The sequence below is a fragment of the Methanoculleus chikugoensis genome, from assembly GCF_900095385.1.
In the GTDB taxonomy this organism is placed as follows: domain Archaea; phylum Halobacteriota; class Methanomicrobia; order Methanomicrobiales; family Methanoculleaceae; genus Methanoculleus; species Methanoculleus chikugoensis_A.
On sequence record NZ_FMID01000047.1, the window covers coordinates 92,578 to 110,947 of the forward strand.

General features: G+C 64.2%; 16 protein-coding genes, 1 other RNA gene and 1 pseudogene. 6 read left to right on the forward strand and 12 right to left on the reverse strand.

What is annotated here, in order from left to right; translation table 11 throughout:
* Positions 1 to 3 precede the first annotated feature (3 nt).
* From glgB to L21_RS10455, 3 genes are read right to left on the reverse strand one after another with little or no spacing between them, the layout of a single operon-like run.
* Positions 4 to 1,953, reverse strand: coding sequence for a 1,4-alpha-glucan branching protein GlgB (glgB, locus tag L21_RS10445; protein WP_256713026.1), 1,950 nt, complete (start codon positions 1,951 to 1,953; stop codon positions 4 to 6).
* Entirely contained in the window at positions 1,931 to 3,103 is a 1,173-nt protein-coding gene (locus L21_RS10450; RefSeq protein WP_074370409.1) for a glycosyltransferase family 4 protein, read from the reverse strand. The genes glgB and L21_RS10450 overlap by 23 nt, the downstream gene beginning before the upstream one ends.
* The gene (locus L21_RS10455) at positions 3,085 to 4,530 is read right to left on the reverse strand and encodes a glycoside hydrolase family 57 protein (RefSeq protein WP_074370410.1); all 1,446 of its coding nucleotides are present in this window, start codon (positions 4,528 to 4,530) and stop codon (positions 3,085 to 3,087) included. Before L21_RS10455 ends, L21_RS10450 begins: the two co-directional genes overlap by 19 nt.
* A gap of 213 nt (positions 4,531 to 4,743) precedes the next feature.
* Between L21_RS10455 and L21_RS14470 the strand changes: the two genes are divergently transcribed.
* Positions 4,744 to 4,875 (forward strand): hypothetical protein, encoded by a 132-nt coding sequence (locus L21_RS14470; protein WP_256713029.1) that lies wholly within the window; start codon positions 4,744 to 4,746, stop codon positions 4,873 to 4,875.
* A 703-nt stretch (positions 4,876 to 5,578) separates the two neighbouring features.
* Complete coding sequence (locus tag L21_RS10465; protein ID WP_074370412.1) at positions 5,579 to 7,879, forward strand: Orn/Lys/Arg family decarboxylase; 2,301 nt, start codon at positions 5,579 to 5,581, stop codon at positions 7,877 to 7,879.
* A 171-nt stretch (positions 7,880 to 8,050) separates the two neighbouring features.
* Here the strand turns inward: L21_RS10465 and gltA are convergent, their stop codons facing one another.
* Both gltA and L21_RS10475 read right to left on the reverse strand, forming a co-directional pair.
* Entirely contained in the window at positions 8,051 to 9,394 is a 1,344-nt protein-coding gene (gene gltA / locus L21_RS10470; protein WP_074370434.1) for an NADPH-dependent glutamate synthase, read from the reverse strand.
* Complete coding sequence (locus L21_RS10475) at positions 9,387 to 10,247, reverse strand: sulfide/dihydroorotate dehydrogenase-like FAD/NAD-binding protein (protein ID WP_083608948.1); 861 nt, start codon at positions 10,245 to 10,247, stop codon at positions 9,387 to 9,389. The genes gltA and L21_RS10475 overlap by 8 nt, the downstream gene beginning before the upstream one ends.
* Before the next feature lie 183 nt (positions 10,248 to 10,430).
* Here L21_RS10475 and L21_RS14190 point away from each other — a divergent pair, with 183 nt between their 5' ends.
* Together L21_RS14190 and L21_RS10485 are read left to right on the forward strand one after the other, a co-directional pair.
* Complete coding sequence (locus L21_RS14190) at positions 10,431 to 10,607, forward strand: hypothetical protein (protein ID WP_178377721.1); 177 nt, start codon at positions 10,431 to 10,433, stop codon at positions 10,605 to 10,607.
* Between the two features lie 7 nt (positions 10,608 to 10,614).
* Positions 10,615 to 10,938: a YbjQ family protein gene (locus L21_RS10485; protein WP_074370414.1), complete on the forward strand. Its 324-nt coding sequence runs from the start codon at positions 10,615 to 10,617 to the stop codon at positions 10,936 to 10,938.
* A 506-nt stretch (positions 10,939 to 11,444) separates the two neighbouring features.
* Here the strand turns inward: L21_RS10485 and arcS are convergent.
* The 4 genes from arcS to L21_RS10505 are packed head-to-tail and all read right to left on the reverse strand — an operon-like array spanning position 11,445 to position 15,679.
* Positions 11,445 to 13,079, reverse strand: a complete 1,635-nt coding sequence (gene arcS, locus L21_RS10490) for an archaeosine synthase subunit alpha (protein WP_074370415.1) — start codon at positions 13,077 to 13,079, stop codon at positions 11,445 to 11,447.
* On the reverse strand, positions 13,066 to 14,517 hold the full coding sequence (tgtA, locus tag L21_RS10495) for a tRNA guanosine(15) transglycosylase TgtA (RefSeq protein ID WP_074370416.1): 1,452 nt from the start codon (positions 14,515 to 14,517) through the stop codon (positions 13,066 to 13,068). Before tgtA ends, arcS begins: the two co-directional genes overlap by 14 nt.
* 5 nt (positions 14,518 to 14,522) lie before the next feature.
* Complete coding sequence (locus L21_RS10500; protein ID WP_074370417.1) at positions 14,523 to 15,089, reverse strand: TIGR00296 family protein; 567 nt, start codon at positions 15,087 to 15,089, stop codon at positions 14,523 to 14,525.
* Positions 15,090 to 15,118: 29 nt separating this feature from the next.
* On the reverse strand, positions 15,119 to 15,679 hold the full coding sequence (locus tag L21_RS10505; RefSeq protein WP_074370418.1) for a hypothetical protein: 561 nt from the start codon (positions 15,677 to 15,679) through the stop codon (positions 15,119 to 15,121).
* A 170-nt stretch (positions 15,680 to 15,849) separates the two neighbouring features.
* On the opposite strand from L21_RS10505, the gene rnpB reads away from it, so the two are divergent.
* An RNA gene (rnpB, locus tag L21_RS10510) (RNase P RNA component) lies at positions 15,850 to 16,192 on the forward strand.
* Between the two features lie 42 nt (positions 16,193 to 16,234).
* Here rnpB and L21_RS10515 read toward each other — a convergent pair.
* A complete protein-coding gene (locus L21_RS10515) occupies positions 16,235 to 16,495 on the reverse strand; it encodes a hypothetical protein (RefSeq protein WP_074370419.1) in 261 nt (86 codons plus the stop codon).
* A gap of 85 nt (positions 16,496 to 16,580) precedes the next feature.
* On the opposite strand from L21_RS10515, the gene L21_RS10520 reads away from it, so the two are divergent.
* Positions 16,581 to 17,135 carry a CBS domain-containing protein gene (locus tag L21_RS10520; RefSeq protein WP_074370420.1) on the forward strand — a complete coding sequence of 185 codons (555 nt, stop codon included), beginning with the start codon at positions 16,581 to 16,583 and terminating at the stop codon, positions 17,133 to 17,135.
* Positions 17,136 to 17,348: 213 nt separating this feature from the next.
* On the opposite strand, the gene tpiA is transcribed toward L21_RS10520, so the two are convergent.
* Both tpiA and L21_RS10530 read right to left on the reverse strand, forming a co-directional pair.
* Positions 17,349 to 18,017 carry a triose-phosphate isomerase gene (gene tpiA, locus L21_RS10525; RefSeq protein ID WP_074370421.1) on the reverse strand — a complete coding sequence of 223 codons (669 nt, stop codon included), beginning with the start codon at positions 18,015 to 18,017 and terminating at the stop codon, positions 17,349 to 17,351.
* Between the two features lie 141 nt (positions 18,018 to 18,158).
* Positions 18,159 to 18,370: pseudogene (locus tag L21_RS10530) on the reverse strand (IS5-like element ISMt1 family transposase); the annotation flags it as partial.

The following is an 18,370-nucleotide window of genomic DNA, read 5'->3' on the forward strand; positions in this document are numbered from 1 at the left end:
TCGTCACGCCCCCTCGGGAAGGAAGACGACCGCCCCGAGCGGGGGCAGGGTGAGCGAAAGCGAGCACGGCCGGCCGTGTGCCGGAATCCGCTCCGCCTCCACCCCGCCGAGATTCCCGACGCTGCTCCCGCCGTACTCGATCGCATCGCTGTTGAGCACCTCCTTCCAGAACCCGCCGAACGGGACGCCGACCCGGTAGCCATAGCGCGGCACCGGCGTGAAGTTGCAGACGACCAGGGCGACGTCGTCGGCCGACCGCCCCCGCCGCAGGTAACTGACGACGCTCTTCTCGACGTCCGAGAAGTCGACCCACTCGAACCCCGCCGGATCGGCGTCCCGCTCGTGGAGGGCGGGCTCCCGCCGGTAGAGGCGGTTCAAGTCGGCGACCCAGCGGAGGATCCCCTGGTGCGGCGCGTACTCCAGGAGGTGCCACTCAAGCCCCGTCTCGTGGCCCCACTCCGACCACTGCCCGAACTCACCGCCCATGAAGAGGAGTTTCTTGCCCGGGTGCGTGAACATATACCCATATAGGAGACGGAGATTCGCCCGTTTCCGCCACTCGTCACCGGGCATCTTCCCGATCAACGAACTTTTTTCGTGAACGACCTCGTCGTGCGAGAGAGGGAGAACGTAGCGCTCGGAGAACGCATACCATATGCTGAACGTCAGGAGATCGGGGCGGTACTTCCGAAAGACCGGGTCGAGCGTGAAGTAGTCCAGGGTATCGTGCATCCAGCCCATGTTCCACTTCAGGTCGAACCCGAGCCCCCCGGTCGCGGTCGGGGCGGTCACCCCCGGCCAGGCGGTCGCCTCCTCGGCGATGACGAGCACGTCCGGGAAGTTCGCGTGGACGGTGTCGTTCACCTTCCGCAGAAACGTCATTGCCTCGAGGTTCTCCCGCCCGCCGTAGACGTTCGGCGTCCACTCCCCGACGCTCCGGGCGTAGTCGAGGTAGAGCATCGAGGAGACCGCGTCGACCCGGAGACCGTCCGCGTGGTAGCGTTCGAGCCAGAAGACGGCGCTGCTGATGAGAAACGACCTGACCTCGTTCCTCGCGAGGTTGAAGACGTAACTCTTCCATTCCGGGTGGTAGCGCCGGCCGGGGAGGGCGTGCTCGTAGAGGTAGGTGCCGTCGAAGTAGGAGAGGCCGTAGCCGTCGGAGGGGAAATGGGACGGCACCCAGTCAAGGATCACCCCGATCCCGCGCAGGTGAAGGTGCTCGACGAGGTGCATGAACTCCTGCGGGGTGCCGTACCTGCTCGTGGGGGCGAAGTAGCCGAGCGTCTGGTAGCCCCAGGAGGCGTAGAGCGGGTGCTCCATAACCGGGAGGAACTCGACGTGCGTGAACCCCGCCTCGAGCAGGTAGTCGGCGAGTTCGGTTGCAATCTTCTGGTAATTCGTGCATCGCCCCTCCTGCATCCGCCACGAACCGAGATGAACCTCATAGACGGATACCGGAGCGTCCGGGGTGTTCGCCTCCTCCCGGCAGCGCATCCACGCCCGGTCGCGCCAGGCGTAGGAGAGATCCCAGACGGCGGACGCGGTCTTCGGCGGAACCTCCCAGAAGCGGGCGAACGGATCCCCCTTCTCCACGCGGTAATCGCGGTACCTGCTCCGGATGTGGTACTTGTAGAGCGTCCCGTGGCCGAGTTCCGGGACGAACCCCTCCCAGATGCCTGAGTTGTCGCCCCGTGCCGCGAGCGGGTTTTCGCCTGCCTTCCACCCGTTGAAGTCCCCGATGACCGAGACCTCCGCGGCGTTCGGCGCCCAGACGGAGAAGAACGTCCCCTGCACACCGTCGGCGACGGCGAGATGCGCCCCCAGCTTCTCGTAGAGACGCGAGTGGTTCCCCTGCCGGAAGAGGTAGACGTCGTAGTCGGTGATGAGGCTCCCGGTCTTCGTGATCTCGGGCAACGCCTGCTGCACGCTCTCACCCGTCCCTGAGGTCTTCATCGCCGCCCGCCCGGGGGATGTCCCGGTAGACGCCGAGCATCCGTTCCGTGACGACGCTCCACCTGAACTTGTCCATCACCTTCCTCCTGCCGGCTTTCCCGAGCCTCTGCATGTAGGCTGGGTCGTCGATGAGGTGGCAGACCCCCCAGGCGATCGAGTCCGGCCGGACAGGCACCTTGATCCCGTTCCTGAAGTTATCGATGTTCTCGGCGAGCCCCCCGACCTCCGTCGCGACGACGCAACGCTCCGCGCTCCAGGCCTCCGTGAGGACGAGGCCGAACGGCTCGTTCCTGCTCGGGATGGCGACGAGATCGCAGGCGTTCAGGAGCCGGATGTGCTCCTCATCAGAGACGTAGCCGAGGAACTGCACGGGAAGACCGTTCGCCGTTCCCTCCAGGTAGCCGCGCATATCCCCGGTGCCGGCAAAGAGGAACTGCACGTCCCAGCGTTTGGTGAGGATCTCGGGTATGGCCTGCATCAGGAGGTCGGGCCCCTTCTGGTAGGTGAGACGGCCGACGAAGAGAACGACGGGCGCGAGCGGGTGGATGCCGTAGCGTTTCTTCACCTCGCCCGGGTCGACCGGGGTGCGGTAGGCGTCGGGATCGATCCCGTTCGGGATGACGGCGATCTTCCACTCGGGGATGTTGTAGAGCCACATCACCTCGGTCTTCGTCGAGTTGGAGACGGTCGTGACCGACTTCGCGATGTAGCCCCCGTACCACTCCTTGCCCGATATCTCCTGGAACTCCCACCAGCCGCCGAAGTTCCCCCCGTGCCGGCCGTACTCGGTTGAATGGAAGGAGAGGACGGTGTTCCGGTCGCGGAGAACGTGCAGCGCCTCCACGACGTGCCAGTCGTGGAAGTGGAGGATGTCGAACGGCGGCGTGTCGTGAGCGCGGAACGCGTCCACGAGCATGTTGCTCATCGTCCTGCAGTACTCGATGACGTTGTCGCCGTACGGCAGGCAATAGTGGTAGTGGACGCCGTTGATCGCCGCATCATTCCCTTCCCCCCGCGTGAAGAAGTGAACCTCGTGCCCTTTCAGGGCGAGGCGCTCGGCGAGGTGGGTCGCCGCCGGGGCAAGGCCGCCCACCTTGAAGGTGGAATGGAGTGACTCCCAGCAGAAGAAGGCTATTTTAAACGATTCCATAGTCTCTCAATCCTCTTTCGGACTGTCGACCGGAGTTCGGCACGGTCGGCGACGCCCGAGACCTTCTTCGCCAGGTTCTCGTCGCCGATGACGAGGTCGATCCAGCGGGAGAAGTCTTCGCGCTCCACGTGGTAGCGGATGACGTCGTCGGGAGCAAATTCGAGCATGTTCAGGAGTTCCTGCAGGCTGTGGGCGGCGTAGCCGGCCGGCCGTTCGTGCGACGAGAAGTAGAATGCCTTCTCCGGCGGGACGCAGCGGAGCGAGAGGACGGCTTTGCGCGACCGTGCGCCGGCTGCCGACCGTTCTTCGAAGTCGGAGAGCACCCGCATGCAGGAGGCGAAGTGGTCGTGGGCCGCCTGGTGGCTGACGGCGTGGAGCGGTCTTCCGCACGAGGCCGAGCGCATGGCCATCCGGCGGATATGGTCGGTATCGAGAAGACACCGCCAGATGTTCCCGTCCGCGACAAGATCCCGGGCCTCCTCGAGCGCGTGGAGAGCGGAGTGCTGCAGGATGGTCATCTGCAGGTTCTTCGGTTCGGTTGCCTCCCCGATCTCCCCGTGGGCCGGGAATGTTGCGGCCACCGAGGGGTGCACGCTCTCTATCCCCTCCCCTGCGAGGGCGGACGGGAGCGCCCGCAGGAACTCGAGGATGCCCGTCTCGGCCCCGATGGCATCCCCGAAGACGCGGTAGTCGAGGAAGAGCGTGACGCAGTCGCCGGGGGATACGGAGAGCCATTCCGCGTACCGGTCGGCCATGAGCGGCCATTTGTCCCACCCGCGCCAGGGGAACCGCACGGCGATATCGTCGGCGAGATCGCAGTGGGTGACGATGACGGGAAGATCGCGGTAGGTGTATGTGTAGTTCGGGTCTCTCTCAAGAGCGGGCCCCTCGCCCCCCTCGATGACCGCCGCCCGGATTCCGGCCTCCTTGAGCACCTTCGCGGTGGCGGGGGTGATGGGGTAGTCGGCATGGGCGAACGCGGTCGGCGCCACGGAGAAGAGTTCCTTCATCAGGTCGCGGTGCATGAGGAGTTCGGCCTCGAACTCCGTGAGATCGGCGAACTGTCCGGCGACGCTGTGATAGTAGGTCTGGGCGAGGAGTTCGACGTTAGGGTGGGTGGCCGCACGGGAGAGGAGGTCGAGCGTCTCCGGGTACCACTCCTCGAGATGCTCCACGACCGTCCCGGAGATGCTGAGGGCGCAGGCAAACCCGCCGTCCAGGATGTCGAGGAGGATCTCCGTTGCCGGCCGAAAGGAACGGTCGATGACGTCTCCCAGGTCTTCCTTTATATTCGGACTAAAGTACCTGTCTTTCGCATCTCTTGTTCTCTTTACCGTATCTGGCCGAAATCCGGGATTGAGGTAACAGGGATAGTGAATATCGAATCCCAGACAGACCTTTGGTGAATTTGACCCCTCGCCTGTCATCGGGGGTAGATGTCCGTTTCCGTATATAAATGTCGTCGGTTCCGGGGCCACATCGATCCTCTCCGTCTCTCCAGGCTCCGATGCAACGGCGGCGTGCGGGTGTTCTTCCGGCAGGAGATCGAGAGAGCCTCATCCCGTTATCTTACGGACGGCTCAAGTGCAGGGACGATCCACCGCATAGTGAGGAACATCGTGAGCAGCGATGGATTTCGTGTGAGGACGATGGACCGGCGGGAGGTCGAGATCGCCGTCGACCGGGCGGGGCAGGAGGGGTGGAACCCGGGGGTTCACGACGCGGAGGCCTTCTACGCCGTCGATCCCGGGGGTTCTTCGTCGGGGAACTGACGGCGAGACGTTCGCCTTCGCCGGGCTGTACATCCACGGGATGTCGTCCGCCTTCGAGACGGGGCGGATCCACACAAAGGCCGTCCTCGATCTCCCTATCCGTGAGATCTTCGGCGTGACGTCGTTCGAGCCCGGGTGAGGGATTCTCAGACAATCCCCCACCCGCGAGAGACAGGGGCAGCCCCCTCTCCTGTCTCTACCCTATAAGACTGTCCTATAGCCCCCATCCCACCCGGCCTTCGGCCTCCTCCCCCGCCCAAAGGGCGGGGGCAGTGCGTGGCGATACTCATGGAAAGCCGTATCCTCCAGAGCGAGTCGGGACACCACCCCTTCTCCCGCATCTCCCCGTGCAGTGGACCGCGGGGTATCGCCATTGGGGGCGGGGCTGACGGGGAGGGGGGCTGCTCCCCCCTCCCCTGTCTCTATCGTACAAAACTCCTCCTGAAGCCCCACCCACGAGGGGCGGGGGCAGTGCGTGGCGATACCCACACGAAAGCCGCGCATGGGGCTTCTTCGGGATCTCCCCATACAGTGAGCCGTGGTGGACATCACCATGGAAATAGGGACGGGAGTAGAGTCCCCCTCACAGAGCACCGCCTTCCATCCTCTCATCCCCCCATAGCAAGATACCCCTCCATCCCCCACCTGGGCCAAAAGATTCTAAAGCGACCCCTTCCGATCACTCTTCAGGGAGTGTGGCTGCATGGATTACCTGGAGGAGTTTCCCGTTCTCGTCATCGACGACGAACTGCACTCGGATACCGCGGAAGGACGGGCTTCGCGCGAGATCGTGAAGGAACTGAAACGCGAGAACTTCCCCGTCATCGAGGCACTGACTGCCCGTGACGGGGTTCACGCATTCCTCTCGCACCCCCACGCGAGCTGCATCGTCATCGACTGGGAACTCTCCCCCGAGACCACAAACGGCACGCTCACCGTTGCGGACCTCATCACCCTCATCCGGGAGAGGAACCCGAAGATCCCGATATTCTTAAACACCGAGAAACTGGCGATCTCCGCGATACCCCTCTCGGTCATATCCCGGATCGACGGCTACATCTGGAAACTCGAAGATACCCCCGGCTTCATCGCCGGCCACATCAAACGGGCGGCAACGAACTACCTCGCCGACGTCCTCCCGCCGTTCTTCCGGGGGCTGATGGACTACGTCGAGGAGTACCGCTACTCTTGGCACACGCCGGGGCACATGGGCGGCGTCGCGTTCCTCAAAAGCGCCCCGGGCCGGATCTTCTACAACTTCTTCGGGGAGAACGCTCTGCGGGCGGACCTCTCGGCCTCGGTACAGGAACTCGGCTCGCTCCTCGATCATTCCGGCGTCGTGGGGGAGGCGGAGCGGAAGGCCGCGGAGGTCTTCGGGGCCGACCGGACCTACTTCGTCACCGGCGGCACGTCGGCCGCGAACAAGATCGTCTGGCTTGGAACCGTCACCAGCGGCGACGTCGTCCTCGTGGACCGGAACTGTCACGCGTCGGTGATGCACGCGATCGTCATGACCGGCGCCGTCCCGATCTATCTCATCCCGGCCCGGAACGAGTACGGGATCATCGGCCCCGTCCGGAGCAGCGAGTTCCGTCCCGAAGTCATCGCAGAGAAGATCAGGAACTGCCCCCTCATCGACGATCCCGCGTCGCAGACGGTCAGGATGGCCGTGATCACGAACTCCACCTACGACGGGATCTGCTACAGCGCGGAGAGGATCGAGGAGCAGTTGCGCGACACCGTCCCCTACATCCACTACGACGAGGCGTGGTCGGGCTACGCCCGGTTCCACCCCCTCTACGCCGGGAGGTTCGGGATGCATAAGACGGATGCGGTCGGCCCGACGGTCTTTGCCACCCAGTCGACCCATAAGGTCCTCGCCGCCTTCTCGCAGGGCTCGATGCTCCACGTCAGGCAGGGCCGGGGCCCCGTCGACCACCCGCGGTTCAACGAGGCGTTCATGATGCTCACCTCGACCTCCCCCCAGTACACCATCATTGCGTCGCTCGACGTCGCCACTAAGATGATGGCCGGGCACTCGGGGAGGTTCCTCGTCGAGGAGACGATCGAGGAGGCGATCGTCTTTCGAAAGAAGATGGTGACGGTGGCCGAAGAGATCCGGGCAGGGAACCAGACCGGGGAGGACTACTGGTGGTTCACCGTCTGGCAGCCCGACTGCATCATGGACGAGGAGACGGAGAGGCCACTTTCTGAGGCGGATGATATCCTCCTCAGAAATCACGCCGGCTGCTGGCTCCTGAATCCGCACGATGCCTGGCACGGTTTCGACGGCGTTGAGGAGGGCTACGCCATGCTCGATCCCGTTAAGGTGACGATCCTCACCCCGGGGATCGGGCCGGGCGGCAGGATGGAGGAGTGGGGGATACCGGCGGCCGTCGTCACGAAGTACCTCCGGGGGAGCGGGATCGTCGTCGAGAAGACCGGGTACTACTCGTTCCTGGTCCTCTTCACGCTCGGGATCACCAAGGGCAAGTCCGGGACGCTGCTTGCGGAACTCTTCCGATTCAAGGCGCTCTACGATGGGAACAGCCCGATCGAGGAGGTCTTCCCCGATCTCGTGCGCCGCTACCCGGCCCGGTACGCCGGGCGGGGCCTCGCCGACCTCTGCCGGGAGATGCACGGCTACCTGCGTGACGAGTCGATCGCCGGGACGCTCAGGAACGTCTACGCGACGCTGCCTGAGGCGGCGATGACGCCGGCGGAGGCCTACCGCCGCCTGGTGCGGGGCGAGGTGACGCCGGTGCCCGCGAGCGAACTCGAAGGGAGGACGGTTGCGGTGATGGTCGTCCCCTACCCGCCCGGCATCCCGGTCATCATGCCGGGGGAGCGGTGTACCCCGGCCACGCGGGCGATCGTCGACTACCTCACGGCGTCGCAGGAGTTTGATTCTCGCTTCCCGGGGTTCGAGAACGAGGTGCACGGGGTGGACATCGTGGCGGAGGACGGGCAGAGGGTCTACTACGTCTACTGTGTTGCGGAGTGATTGGAGTAATATGATCGCGTGAGTTAGTGGTGTTCCCAAAAGAGTGTTCGCAGGGTGGGGCACACCCTGAATGACGTCTGAGAGGATGGGACCGCTCCGCCACCATGCAATGACGATGTGGATCCCGGCCGGTGAACCGGGACCCCCCGACGTCAGGCCTGTGGGAGGGCCTTACTCTCCCTTCAGCATCGCGTCGATCGCCGCCGCCGCCTTCTTCGCCGAGCCCATCGCCTCGATCACCGTCGCGGCGCCGGTGGCGATATCCCCGCCGGCGTAGACGTGGGGGATGGACGTCCGGCCGTTCTTGTCGACGACGACGTTGCCCCTCCGGCCGCGCTCGAGCCCCGGGATCAGGGAGACGAGGAGCGGGTTCGGGCTCGTCCCGATCGCCTGGATCACCATGTCCACGTCGAGGGTGAACTCGCTCCCCTCGATCGGCTCCGGAGATCGGCGGCCGCTCGCATCGATGCCGCAGAGGGACATCTTCACGCACTCGACGCCGGTGACGGACTGCTCGCCGAGGATCCGGGTCGGGTTCGCGCAGGTGTAGAACTCGATTTCCTCCTCCTTTGCATGGACGACCTCGGCCCGCCGTGCCGGCATCTCCTCCTCGCCCCGGCGGTAGATCAACGAGACCTTCGCGCCCAAGCGGCGAGCCACCCTCGCCGCGTCCATCGCGACGTTTCCGCCACCGATCACCGCGACGCGGGCGGCGTGCAGGACCGGCGTGTCGGACTCGGGGAACGCATCGGCGTGCATCAGGTTCACCCTCGTCAGGAACTCGTTTGCCGAGTAGACCCCGTTTAAGTTCTCTCCCGGGATGCACATGAACGCAGGAAGCCCAGCCCCGGTTCCGAGGAAGACCGCGTCGTAGCCGAGGAGTTCGTCCGTGCTGACGCTCCTCCCCACGAGGTGGTTCTTCTTCAGGCGGGCACCGAGGGCGAGCACCTGGTCGATCTCCGCTCTGACGACGTCCTTCGGGAGCCGGAATGCGGGGATGCCGTAGGTCAGGACGCCGCCGGCCTCGTGGAGCGATTCATAGATCGTGACGGCGTGGCCGGCGCGGGCGAGTTCGGCCGCGGCCGTCAGCCCGGCGGGGCCGGAGCCCACGACCGCCACGCGCTTCCCGGTCGGCTTTGCCGTCTCGGGGAGTTCGGCGCCGCTCTCCCGCTCCCGGTCGGCCACGAACCGCTCGAGCGCGCCGATCCGGATCGGGGTATCCTTGTTGCCGAGGATGCAGACCCCCTCGCACTGGGTCTCCTGCGGGCAGACCCGGCCGCAGATGGCGGGGAGCATGTTCTGCTCCTTGAGCGCCCGTGCGGCCGCGGGGAAGTTCCCTTCCGCGACGTGCCCGATGAACGCGGGGATGTCGATGCAGACGGGGCAGCCCTTCACGCAGAGCGGCTTCTTGCACTGCAGGCAGCGCTCCGCCTCGGCGATCGCCTCGTCGGCGGAGAGGCCGCCATCGACCTCCTTGAAGTCCTTGATCCGGACGTCGGCAGGCCGGTCACTCATGGTGGTGGCCTCCTTCGCCGCACCGGCACCGGTGCTCCGCAAACCGCTCGAGCGAGGCCTTCTCCTGCCCGGTGTAGATTCGCTGCCGCTGCATCAGTTCAGCAAAGTCGACCTGGTGCGCGTCGAACTCGGGGCCGTCGACGCAGGCAAACTTCGTCTCTCCCCCGACGGTCACCCGGCAGGAGCCGCACATCCCTGTCCCGTCGACCATGATCGGGTTGAGGCTCACGTAGGTCTTCACGCCGTAGGGAACCGTCGCGCCGGCGGTGACCTTCATCATGATGGCGGGGCCGATGATCCAGACCCGGTCGATCTTCCTCTCCGCGAGCAGTTTCTTCAGGACGTCGGCCGCAAACCCGTGAACGCCCTTGCTCCCGTCGTCGGTCGTGATGTGGAGTTCGTCGCAGATCTCGCGCATCTCGTCCTCGAGGATGAGGAGATCGGCGCTCCTCGCCCCGATGATCCCGATGACGTGGTTGCCGGCACTTTTCAGTTCCTTCGCGATGAGGGGGGTGCTTGCGATCCCGACACCGCCGCCGATGACGCAGCAGGTGCCGTAGTTGCCGATCTCGCTCGGTTTTCCGAGCGGCCCCACGACGTCGCTGATGCTGTCGCCCGCGCCGAGGGTCGCAAGCTCCTCAGTCGTCTTGCCGACGGTCATAAAGATCACCCGGACGGTGTCCCCCCTGATCGCGGAGATGGTGAGCGGTATCCGCTCGCCCGCCTCGTGCAGGCGGAGGATGATAAACTGACCCGCCCGTGCGTGCTGCGCCACCTGCGGCGCACGTATCCAGTATTCGTAAACCCGGTCGGCGAGTTTTGTCGCCGCATCTATCTTATACAACTGATTCACTCCTGATGACGTTGGTCGATCTTGGCGTCAAGATATACCTGAACATTTCGTACATATTGTAACTTCAGCCTCTTTACTGCAGCTCTTCCGTCTTGAACCATACGCCATGACCGGCCTGAGCGAAGATGAATGCGGAGTAAAAAACGCGAACGGTTATCCGTTGATCCGTCACAGAAGATGGATATGCGGAACCAGGTAATCTGGGGGATTGCCCTGACCGCCATCGGCGCGGCGATCGCAATCATCGCGGTCCTGGGGCTCCCGTTCCTCCTCATCTACAGCATCCCGCTCATCGTGATCGGCCTCGCGCTGATCGTATGGCGGGGGCGCGAGGAGACCATCGAAGCGATCAAAGAGTGAGTGACGCATGATACTGACGACGACTGCAGAGGTACCGGGCTACGCTGTGGGAGAGATCCTCGGCGTGGTCTTCGGCAACACCGTACGGACGAAGAATATAGGGAAGGATATCACTGCGGGCTTAAAAAGCCTCGTCGGCGGCGAGCTCCAGGAATACACCGATATGCTCGCCGACGCCCGGACGGAGTCATACAACCGGATGGTCAATTCCGCGCGCGATCTCGGCGCCGATGCGGTGGTGAACGTCCGGTTCACGACGTCCCAGACGATGGCGACGGCAGCCGAACTCCTCGCCTACGGGACGGCGGTGAAGCTCGTTCCGAGGAAGTAAGGGCTTTCAGGGCAGGGGATCCTGTCTTTTTTTTTAGTTGGGATTTGCGGCACGAGTTTGACCTTCTGGCGGGGGTTAAAGTTCTTGCTACTCGCACGTGTTTGTAACACGGATTTCAAGGGGGTATCGCCATGACTGCCCCCGCCCCTCAGGGGCGGGGGAGGAGGCCGAAGGCCGGGCGGGGTGGGGGTTACAGATGTCCGCATACAAGGTAGAGACAGGGGAGGGGGGCTGCACCCCCCTCCCCGTCAGCCCCACCCCCAATGGCGATACCCCCACGGTCCACTGCATGGGGAGAGCCCGAAAAAAAACTGAAGCCCAACTCGCTCCCGGGACACGGCTTTCCATCGGCTATCGTCACGCACTGCCCCCGCCCCCGGGGCGGGGAACGACTGCTGGAACAGCAGGAGTTTAAGCACCGCAGGTGCGAATGAGGAGGCTGGAGGCCGGGCGGGGTGGGGGCTATTGGATGAGTTCTATATGATAAAGGCGGGGGCGGGCCACCCTCACTCCCCGATCTTCTTCACCTTCCGCACCCGCACCGCGACCCCGCGCTTCGACCGCAGCATCTCGTCCGCGCCCATCATCGCCCGTCCGGTGGCGATAGCGAGCGGCCCTTCCACGAGCACCTCGTCGCCCTCTCGAATCCGGGGGTCGCAGTCCGTGATCCCCGGGGCAAGGACATCGCCCTGCGGCACGAACTCATCGATCCTGATCCGGTAGCCCTCCGGGATCAGGTCCCAGCCCTCAAACGTCGGGCGGAAGAGCCCGGTCCCGGGGTCGATGCTGAAGAGTTGCTGCTTTCCGCGGAGCACCGCCATCTGCATGCTCTTCCCCCGGATCTGGAGGCCCTTTGTGTTGATATCGGTCGCGAACTGCCAGGAGACCGTGCCGCGGATGATGTCGGTCTGCATCCGCCGTTCGCCTTCGAGGGCGGCATTCAGGGCGCGAAGAGACTCCGGCGCCGTCGGGTGACCCGTGCAGGTCACCTCGAGGTCGAACCCGCAGGCGTCCGCCGCCATCTCCGCAACGGTAAGCGCTCCGCCCTCGAGGTGGGCGATCACCCTCCGGTAGGGGTGGGCGGCGAAGTAGCGGGCGAGGATATCGGCGATGAAGGCGCATTCCTCGCGGTCCCAGTAGCCGGTCACCGGCACGTCGTAGTGGCCGGCGGGGTAGACCCGCTCGAGTTCTCGCGGCACGAGGCCGAGGGGCGAGGTGACGATCAGTTCGTGCGCCCGCCGGTCCACGGTGCTCATGAAGAGTTTGTGGCTCCGGGAGAGCGAGTAGGGCTTCCTCGCCGAGCAGGGGAGGAGGACCGCGACGTCCGTTCTGGTCGGGACAAACCGCTCGATCACCCGGTCGGCGAACCGCCGGACTTCCGCCCGGTTCTGCGACTCGGCGGTGTTTGCCCGCATCGGCACCGACCGCACCACCGGGAGGGAACGCTCCATAAATGCGTAGTTGCGGTCGAGGAACCGGAGGATGCCGACCTGCGCGGCGTCCGTGCGGCACCGGGCCTCCATCAGTTCCCGGAGCCGTCCAGACTCGATGTAGTGGCGCACAAGGGCGAGTTCGCGGTCGAGCGCGAGACGGTTGTGCCGCAGAAGGTCGCCCTCCCGGCAGCCCTCGCACCCGCAGACCCCGGTTTCCATCATCGATGCGGGGAACTCGCCTTCGGGGAGGCAGAACTTCTTCTGCGCGGAGGCGAGGTCGACCCCCCGGTAGTCGAAGAGGTCGAAGCCCGAGTAGACGAGGAGGCAGGCGGTCGAGGGGAGCGCCGCGGCCGGGGCATACCACGCAGTATCCGGTGGGAGTTTCTCTTTTAAGGCAGCAAGCCATCCCGCGTAGTTCCGGGGGTTCTTCTCCGCGGTATGCCAGTTCGCCACCATGACGCAGTCGCCGGACTCCGCCGAGGCGGCGAGCGGGTGGACGGTCGCCGGCTGCCCCTCGCCGGGGCTGAAGTAGTTCTCCACGAACGCCGGGTCGATGGCGAGCGGGACGTTCGAGAGAATACGGTCACGGAGCGTGGGGAAGAGGGCGTCCGTATCGAGGGCGGCGGGGAGGGATACGCTCGCCTCTTCGTGCTCGAAGGTTCCTATCCGGGCGAGGCCGTCGCGTTTTTGCGCCTCATACCTGCTCATAGAGCACCTCCGCACCGGGCACCTCTTCAAGCACGAGACGCGCCCACTCCTCGCCGCACCGGACAGCAAACCGGCTCTCCGGGTGCGCCTCCATCAGCGAGCGGATGCCCGCGCATCCCGACCTGACCATATCGTCGTCCCATTCCGGGACCTCGCTCTGCCCTACCGGGAAGGTCTCCGCGAGTTCCACCGGATACGGCCCGAAGGGTGGTTTGAAGTTCAGGACGGTATCGAACCCGGGAACTGCTTTCCCATCGAATGAGACGAGTACCCGCTCACTGACGGAGATCCGGCCGATAACCTCATGGAACCGGAGCACCTCCGTTCTCCGGCAGGTCTCCGAGCCCCGGTAGAAGAACCTCCGCTTGGAGACGGGGTCGTCGCGTTCGAGTTCCGCAGTGTGAGCGAGGAGTTCCCGGTAGCCGTCGAGCAGGCGCGGGTGGCTCCGGCACCGCTCGTCGACCAGCTCCCAGAGCGTCCCGTCCTGGATCGCCTGCCGGATGCGGGCGATCTCCGCAAGGGTGACGTGCAGGTTGTGGAGGGCGAGCAGCCGCTCCCGGTCGTCGGACTTCCGGAGCTCGTCGGCGGTCATCGAGCGGCAGACCCGGCAGGCGCAGGGGAGTTCCGCGAGCTCGTCGATCTTGAAGCTCCCGTGCGGGGTGATGTAGCGCCCTTCCCGCGCGAAGAGGGCGTATGCGGCCGAGTCGAAGAGGTCGCAGCCCATCGCGACGGCGAGGGCGAACATCGACGGGTGGCCTGCGCCGAAGAGGTGGACCGCGGTCGCCGGGGAGAGGCCGCGTTTCGCCGCAAGGACGACCTGCACGAGTTCTTTGTAGCGGTAACTCTCCATCAGCGGCACCACGGCCCCGACGGGAGCAAACGTGAAGCCGAGGTCACGGACGGCCCGGCCCGCCTCCTCGCGGAGGTCGGTGAAGATGCCGCCCTGCACCGGCCCGGCAAGGTTCGCGTCGGGGAAGAGGGCCTGTGCCTCCCGGATCCGCTCCATCGTGACCCCGAGTTCTCGTGCCGCCCTCTCCCTCCCCGCGTCCGGCGGGGTGGGGATGTCCAGGGGGACGACGATATCGCTTCCGATTGCCTGCTGGAACTCGAGCGTCTCCTGGTTGCTCACCTCGACCTCCCCGTAGACGGAGAGCTGGAACGAGCCCGAGTCGGTCATGATGACGCCGTCGAAGTCGAGGACGCCGTGAAGCCCTTCCGCGATCGCCCGATCGCGGTACTCCGTGCTCCGCCTGAAGATGTAGGCGTTCGTGATCAGCGCTTCGACGCCCATCTCCCGCATCTCGCGGGGGGTGACCAGGGGGAGGTGGGGATTGACGACGGGGAGGAGCGCGGGCGTCCGGACTGTTTTATCGTTCACCCTGAGTTTGCCGACCCTTCCCGCGATATCTTTGTGTATGACTTCAAACGTAATTGCCATTAGGGTTAAACCGCCTTTTCTTCGAATATCTGCCCCTCGAACGTCTGCACGGCGACATCGGCGCGCTTCCAGCACCCGGGCGGGAGCCCGGCCTTGACGCAGGTCTGGTCGAGGAACTCTCTGCTGCTCCAGCCGTACTCGGTCGGGACCTGCGGGAGGAGGAGACCTCCTCTCCCGAGGCCGCTGACGATCAGGCCGTGCTTCCCGACCTCGACATGGTCGGGGCGCTCCTGTGGCGGGCAGTCGAGCGTCCGGGGAAGCGTGAGCACCGTCACCTCGAGATCGAGGTCGCCGAGTTCCGACCGCGATACCGGGGGAAACCGGGGGTCCTCGAGAGCCGCCGATGCTGCCGCCTCGACGATCGCGTCACCGAGCGGTTTTACCGGGTAGGGGAGGCCGATGCATCCTCGGAGTTGTCCTTGCCGCTTGATCGTGACGAAGACGCCGCGCTTATCCCTGAAGACCTCAGGGGGATCGGGCAGCACCATTCGTTCGCCGTCGACGGCGTTCTCGATGGCGCTCCGTGCCAGTCGAACTGCCGTTCTGCCTTCTTCCGGGGTCAGCATTTCCATCAAAATGGGTTGTATGATATTGAATACTTTTAGTCTTTCTCGGGAGAAGAGGAAGCGGGAGCCCCGGGCGAAGAGGTGATGGAGCAGGGCGCGTTGCCCTCGGGCCGCACCAGAACGGTCAGAGTCTCGCCCGCGGGAATCGGCCGGTCGAGGCAGAGGTGGATCACGCACTCTTCCCCGGCACCAAGGAGGTTGTCGCCCCCGGGCGTTGCCGCCGACCACGTCCCCGGTTGAGGGAGGACGTCTCCGGACGGGGCGAGGATCTCGAGGTAGGTCCCTGCCATGACCGTCACGGTGGCCCGGGCAAGGTCGACCGGATCGCCTTCCCCGGTATGGGCGACGCGGACGGCGACGGTATCGACGTAGATCCCGGATAGCCCCGGAATCGACGAGGAGCCGGTGACTTCTCCAACCTGTTCGAGGTACGGTTCGCCTGCGGCGAAGGCGGGATACATATCCGGATCCGGTTCTGAGCCGCCGTTCATGCCGCCCGCTCCGGACGAGACGAGCGAGAAGAGTGTCGTGACGGCGACGAACGCCGCAAAGATTGCCGCAAGCTCCAGGTGTGTATGAACTTCGCTTCCCCCCATGGTAACGCCAATGGTAAGACCCGGGAGCCGGTATAAAAACTTATCTGCGTCTCTGGTATGCGCGGCCGATCCGGAAACGCCCGCAGATTGGTTCTATTTCCGGCGGTTGGGAATGAACCCGGGCGGAGCACCCGCACGGGTATATATTCCCGGGGTGAAATAGTATATGGGAGAGGGAGAGTGCGGCCGACGGTGGCACATGTTTGTGCCGCTGAGGAAAGTCCTCCCACCGGCCAGACACGCAGCCGCATGCAAGTGCGGGTGGCGAGAGTCACGGCAATGACACAGAAACGACACGGCCCGCCGTCAGTGATGAAACGATCGAGCCCCCGTCCGGGGGCGAGCGGCGCGGGTTTCCGCGCAACTCGTTGAACGTAGCGGCGGGAAACGATGAAACGGTGAATCCCTGCGGGTGCAAGCCAGAATCGGGCTTATGGATCGTCTGGTATCCGCCCAGGTATGGCGCGTAGCTGAATGCCGCACCGAACAGAAGGAGGCTTACTCCTCCCACTCTTCACAATCGCGAGCTCTTTTCGATGAAACCGTTATGGAGCTTCAGCCGCCCCGCGGTTTCAGGTCGATCTCCTCAAACGTCACGACGTGTGAGTCGACGATCTCGTCCCGGTCGTTCATGGATATATGGACGAAGATCTCGGCGGGCGCGTTCTCCATGGATACGACGTCGCCGTGCTCCGCCCTGACCTCGAACCCGAGGGATTCCAATTCGCTCCGGACGGCGTCCCGGGTATGGATGGTCGAGAGGATATCCCTGACCTTCGCGAGGACGGCCTGTTGTTCTTCCTCCGTTACGGCCATACTCTCTCATGCGCCCGGGGGTATATTAACCTCTCCAGTGCCTACAGGCAAATATATATGTAAAAAAATTACCTATAGTAATAAGATGGAGATACCAACCCCGGCGGAACTGCGGGAAAAACGGCTCCGAATGGGCTTAAAACAGGCTGATGTAGCCCGTATGGCCGGAATCAGCCAGTCCATGGTCGCGCGGATCGAGGCGGGGAGCGTGGACCCGAGGGTGAGCACGCTCGCCAAGATCGTGGAAGTCCTGCGCGCAGCGGAGCACTCAGCAATCACGGCGGCCGACGTGATGCACACCCCCGTGCTCTCCGTCGGCCTGGACGAACCCGTTGGCCGCGCCGTCGAGATCATGGGCAAGAACGGTATCTCCCAGCTGCCGGTGCTTGAGAACGGGGTGCCCGTCGGGTGTATATCCGAGTCGGCGATCATGAACGCCATGGAGGAGGGAGGGCTCCACCAGACGCACCGGAAACTGGTGCGGGACTATCTGGAGCCCGGGTTCCCGACGGTTCCCCCGACGGCGCCGATCGATACGGTCGTCCACCTCCTGCACCACAACCACGCGGTCATCGTCATCGAGAAGGGGAAGGTGCGGGGTGTGATCACCAAGCACGACCTGATATCGTTGATTACGTGACACTTGTTTCGGTTCTTCGTGGCTTCGCGTGAGATAGTTTACGGGGACAGCGACGAGGTCTCACGCGAAAGACGCGAAGCCGCGAAGAGGAGTTGCTCATAGCCAAATCGGGTCTTCGCGTGAGACTCTGCCGTTGCTTCTATCCTCTACCTCGCGCACCTCACACGAAGGATGTGGAGTCCGATTCGGAAGCCCTTAACCGTGAAGAACCTTCTAGAGCAGCGAGACCAGGTCCCGGAGAACCGCCTCGGGATCTTCGGCCTTGACGACGCTTGAGGCGAGGAGGACGCCGCACGTCCCGAGGTCGATGGCGATCTTGACGCACTCGCCCGACTGGATGCCCGCTCCTGTCAGGACTTTTACATTCGGGTTCACCGCCCGGACGGCGTTGACCGACCGCTCGATGACCCCGGGGTCGGCCTTCGAGACAGAGACCCCGCTCCCGATCAGTTCCGGGGGCTCGACCGCCACGTAGTCGGGCTTGAGGGCGGCGGCGGCGGCGCTCGTCGCGTCGTTGTTCGTGCAGACGACCGATTCAAGGTTGAGCCTCCGGGCGGCCTGGACACAGGCGTCGATATCGGCCAGGGTGAGGCGGCGCTCGGAGTGGTTGATCAGGGTGCCGCTTGCGCCCGCCGACCTGACCGCTTCGGGGAGGATATGGCCGGTATGGGCGCCAGTGGCGATCGCATCGATATGCTGGGCGTAGACCGGGATCGCATGGTGCTGGCTCAGCGGGCGGATCTCGGTGAAGATCGGCGCGATGCCGATCACGGCTCCGCTCTCTCTCGCCACGGTCTCGGCCGCAACGGCGATCCGGCGGGCGTTGTGGCCCATACCTTCCTGATAGGTCTTGAGATTGACCAGAACAAATGGTTTAACCATAATCTATTACCTCCCGATTGACAGATACATACCACACATCGTTATTATCCGTCTTGAGTGGTTTGTTTATGTATACTGTGGTTTTATTAATAGCGCTGTATGATGTAGCATGAGACGTTTGTAGGCGCTATTAGATAGAGGTCATCCCAATACTCTCGCAATCATGACGCTGCATGCCAGGTGAATCAGTCCCATGAATGAGTGCTCATACCGCTCGTATCGTGGGACAATCTTCTTAAACGCTTCAATCCAGCTGAAGAACCGCTCTACCGCACTGCGCTTCTTGTAGAGTTCTGTATCGAACCAGAATGGCCTCCCTCGTTTCGGATATTTCCGGGATCTCCGGTTGACCA

Coding starts and splice junctions, on each gene's coding strand:
- L21_RS10500 (WP_074370417.1), bottom strand. CDS start 15,089: ATGGAAATGCTGACCCCGGAAGAAGGCAGAACGGCAGTTCGACTGGCA.
- L21_RS10455 (WP_074370410.1), bottom strand. CDS start 4,530: ATGACAGGCGAGGGGTCAAATTCACCAAAGGTCTGTCTGGGATTCGAT.
- L21_RS14190 (WP_178377721.1), top strand. CDS start 10,431: ATGCGGAACCAGGTAATCTGGGGGATTGCCCTGACCGCCATCGGCGCG.
- L21_RS10505 (WP_074370418.1), bottom strand. CDS start 15,679: ATGGGGGGAAGCGAAGTTCATACACACCTGGAGCTTGCGGCAATCTTT.
- glgB (WP_256713026.1), bottom strand. CDS start 1,953: ATGAAGACCTCAGGGACGGGTGAGAGCGTGCAGCAGGCGTTGCCCGAG.
- L21_RS10465 (WP_074370412.1), top strand. CDS start 5,579: ATGGATTACCTGGAGGAGTTTCCCGTTCTCGTCATCGACGACGAACTG.
- tpiA (WP_074370421.1), bottom strand. CDS start 18,017: ATGGTTAAACCATTTGTTCTGGTCAATCTCAAGACCTATCAGGAAGGT.
- L21_RS10450 (WP_074370409.1), bottom strand. CDS start 3,103: ATGGAATCGTTTAAAATAGCCTTCTTCTGCTGGGAGTCACTCCATTCC.
- tgtA (WP_074370416.1), bottom strand. CDS start 14,517: ATGGCAATTACGTTTGAAGTCATACACAAAGATATCGCGGGAAGGGTC.
- arcS (WP_074370415.1), bottom strand. CDS start 13,079: ATGAGCAGGTATGAGGCGCAAAAACGCGACGGCCTCGCCCGGATAGGA.
- L21_RS10520 (WP_074370420.1), top strand. CDS start 16,581: ATGGAGATACCAACCCCGGCGGAACTGCGGGAAAAACGGCTCCGAATG.
- gltA (WP_074370434.1), bottom strand. CDS start 9,394: ATGAGTGACCGGCCTGCCGACGTCCGGATCAAGGACTTCAAGGAGGTC.
- L21_RS10515 (WP_074370419.1), bottom strand. CDS start 16,495: ATGGCCGTAACGGAGGAAGAACAACAGGCCGTCCTCGCGAAGGTCAGG.
- L21_RS10485 (WP_074370414.1), top strand. CDS start 10,615: ATGATACTGACGACGACTGCAGAGGTACCGGGCTACGCTGTGGGAGAG.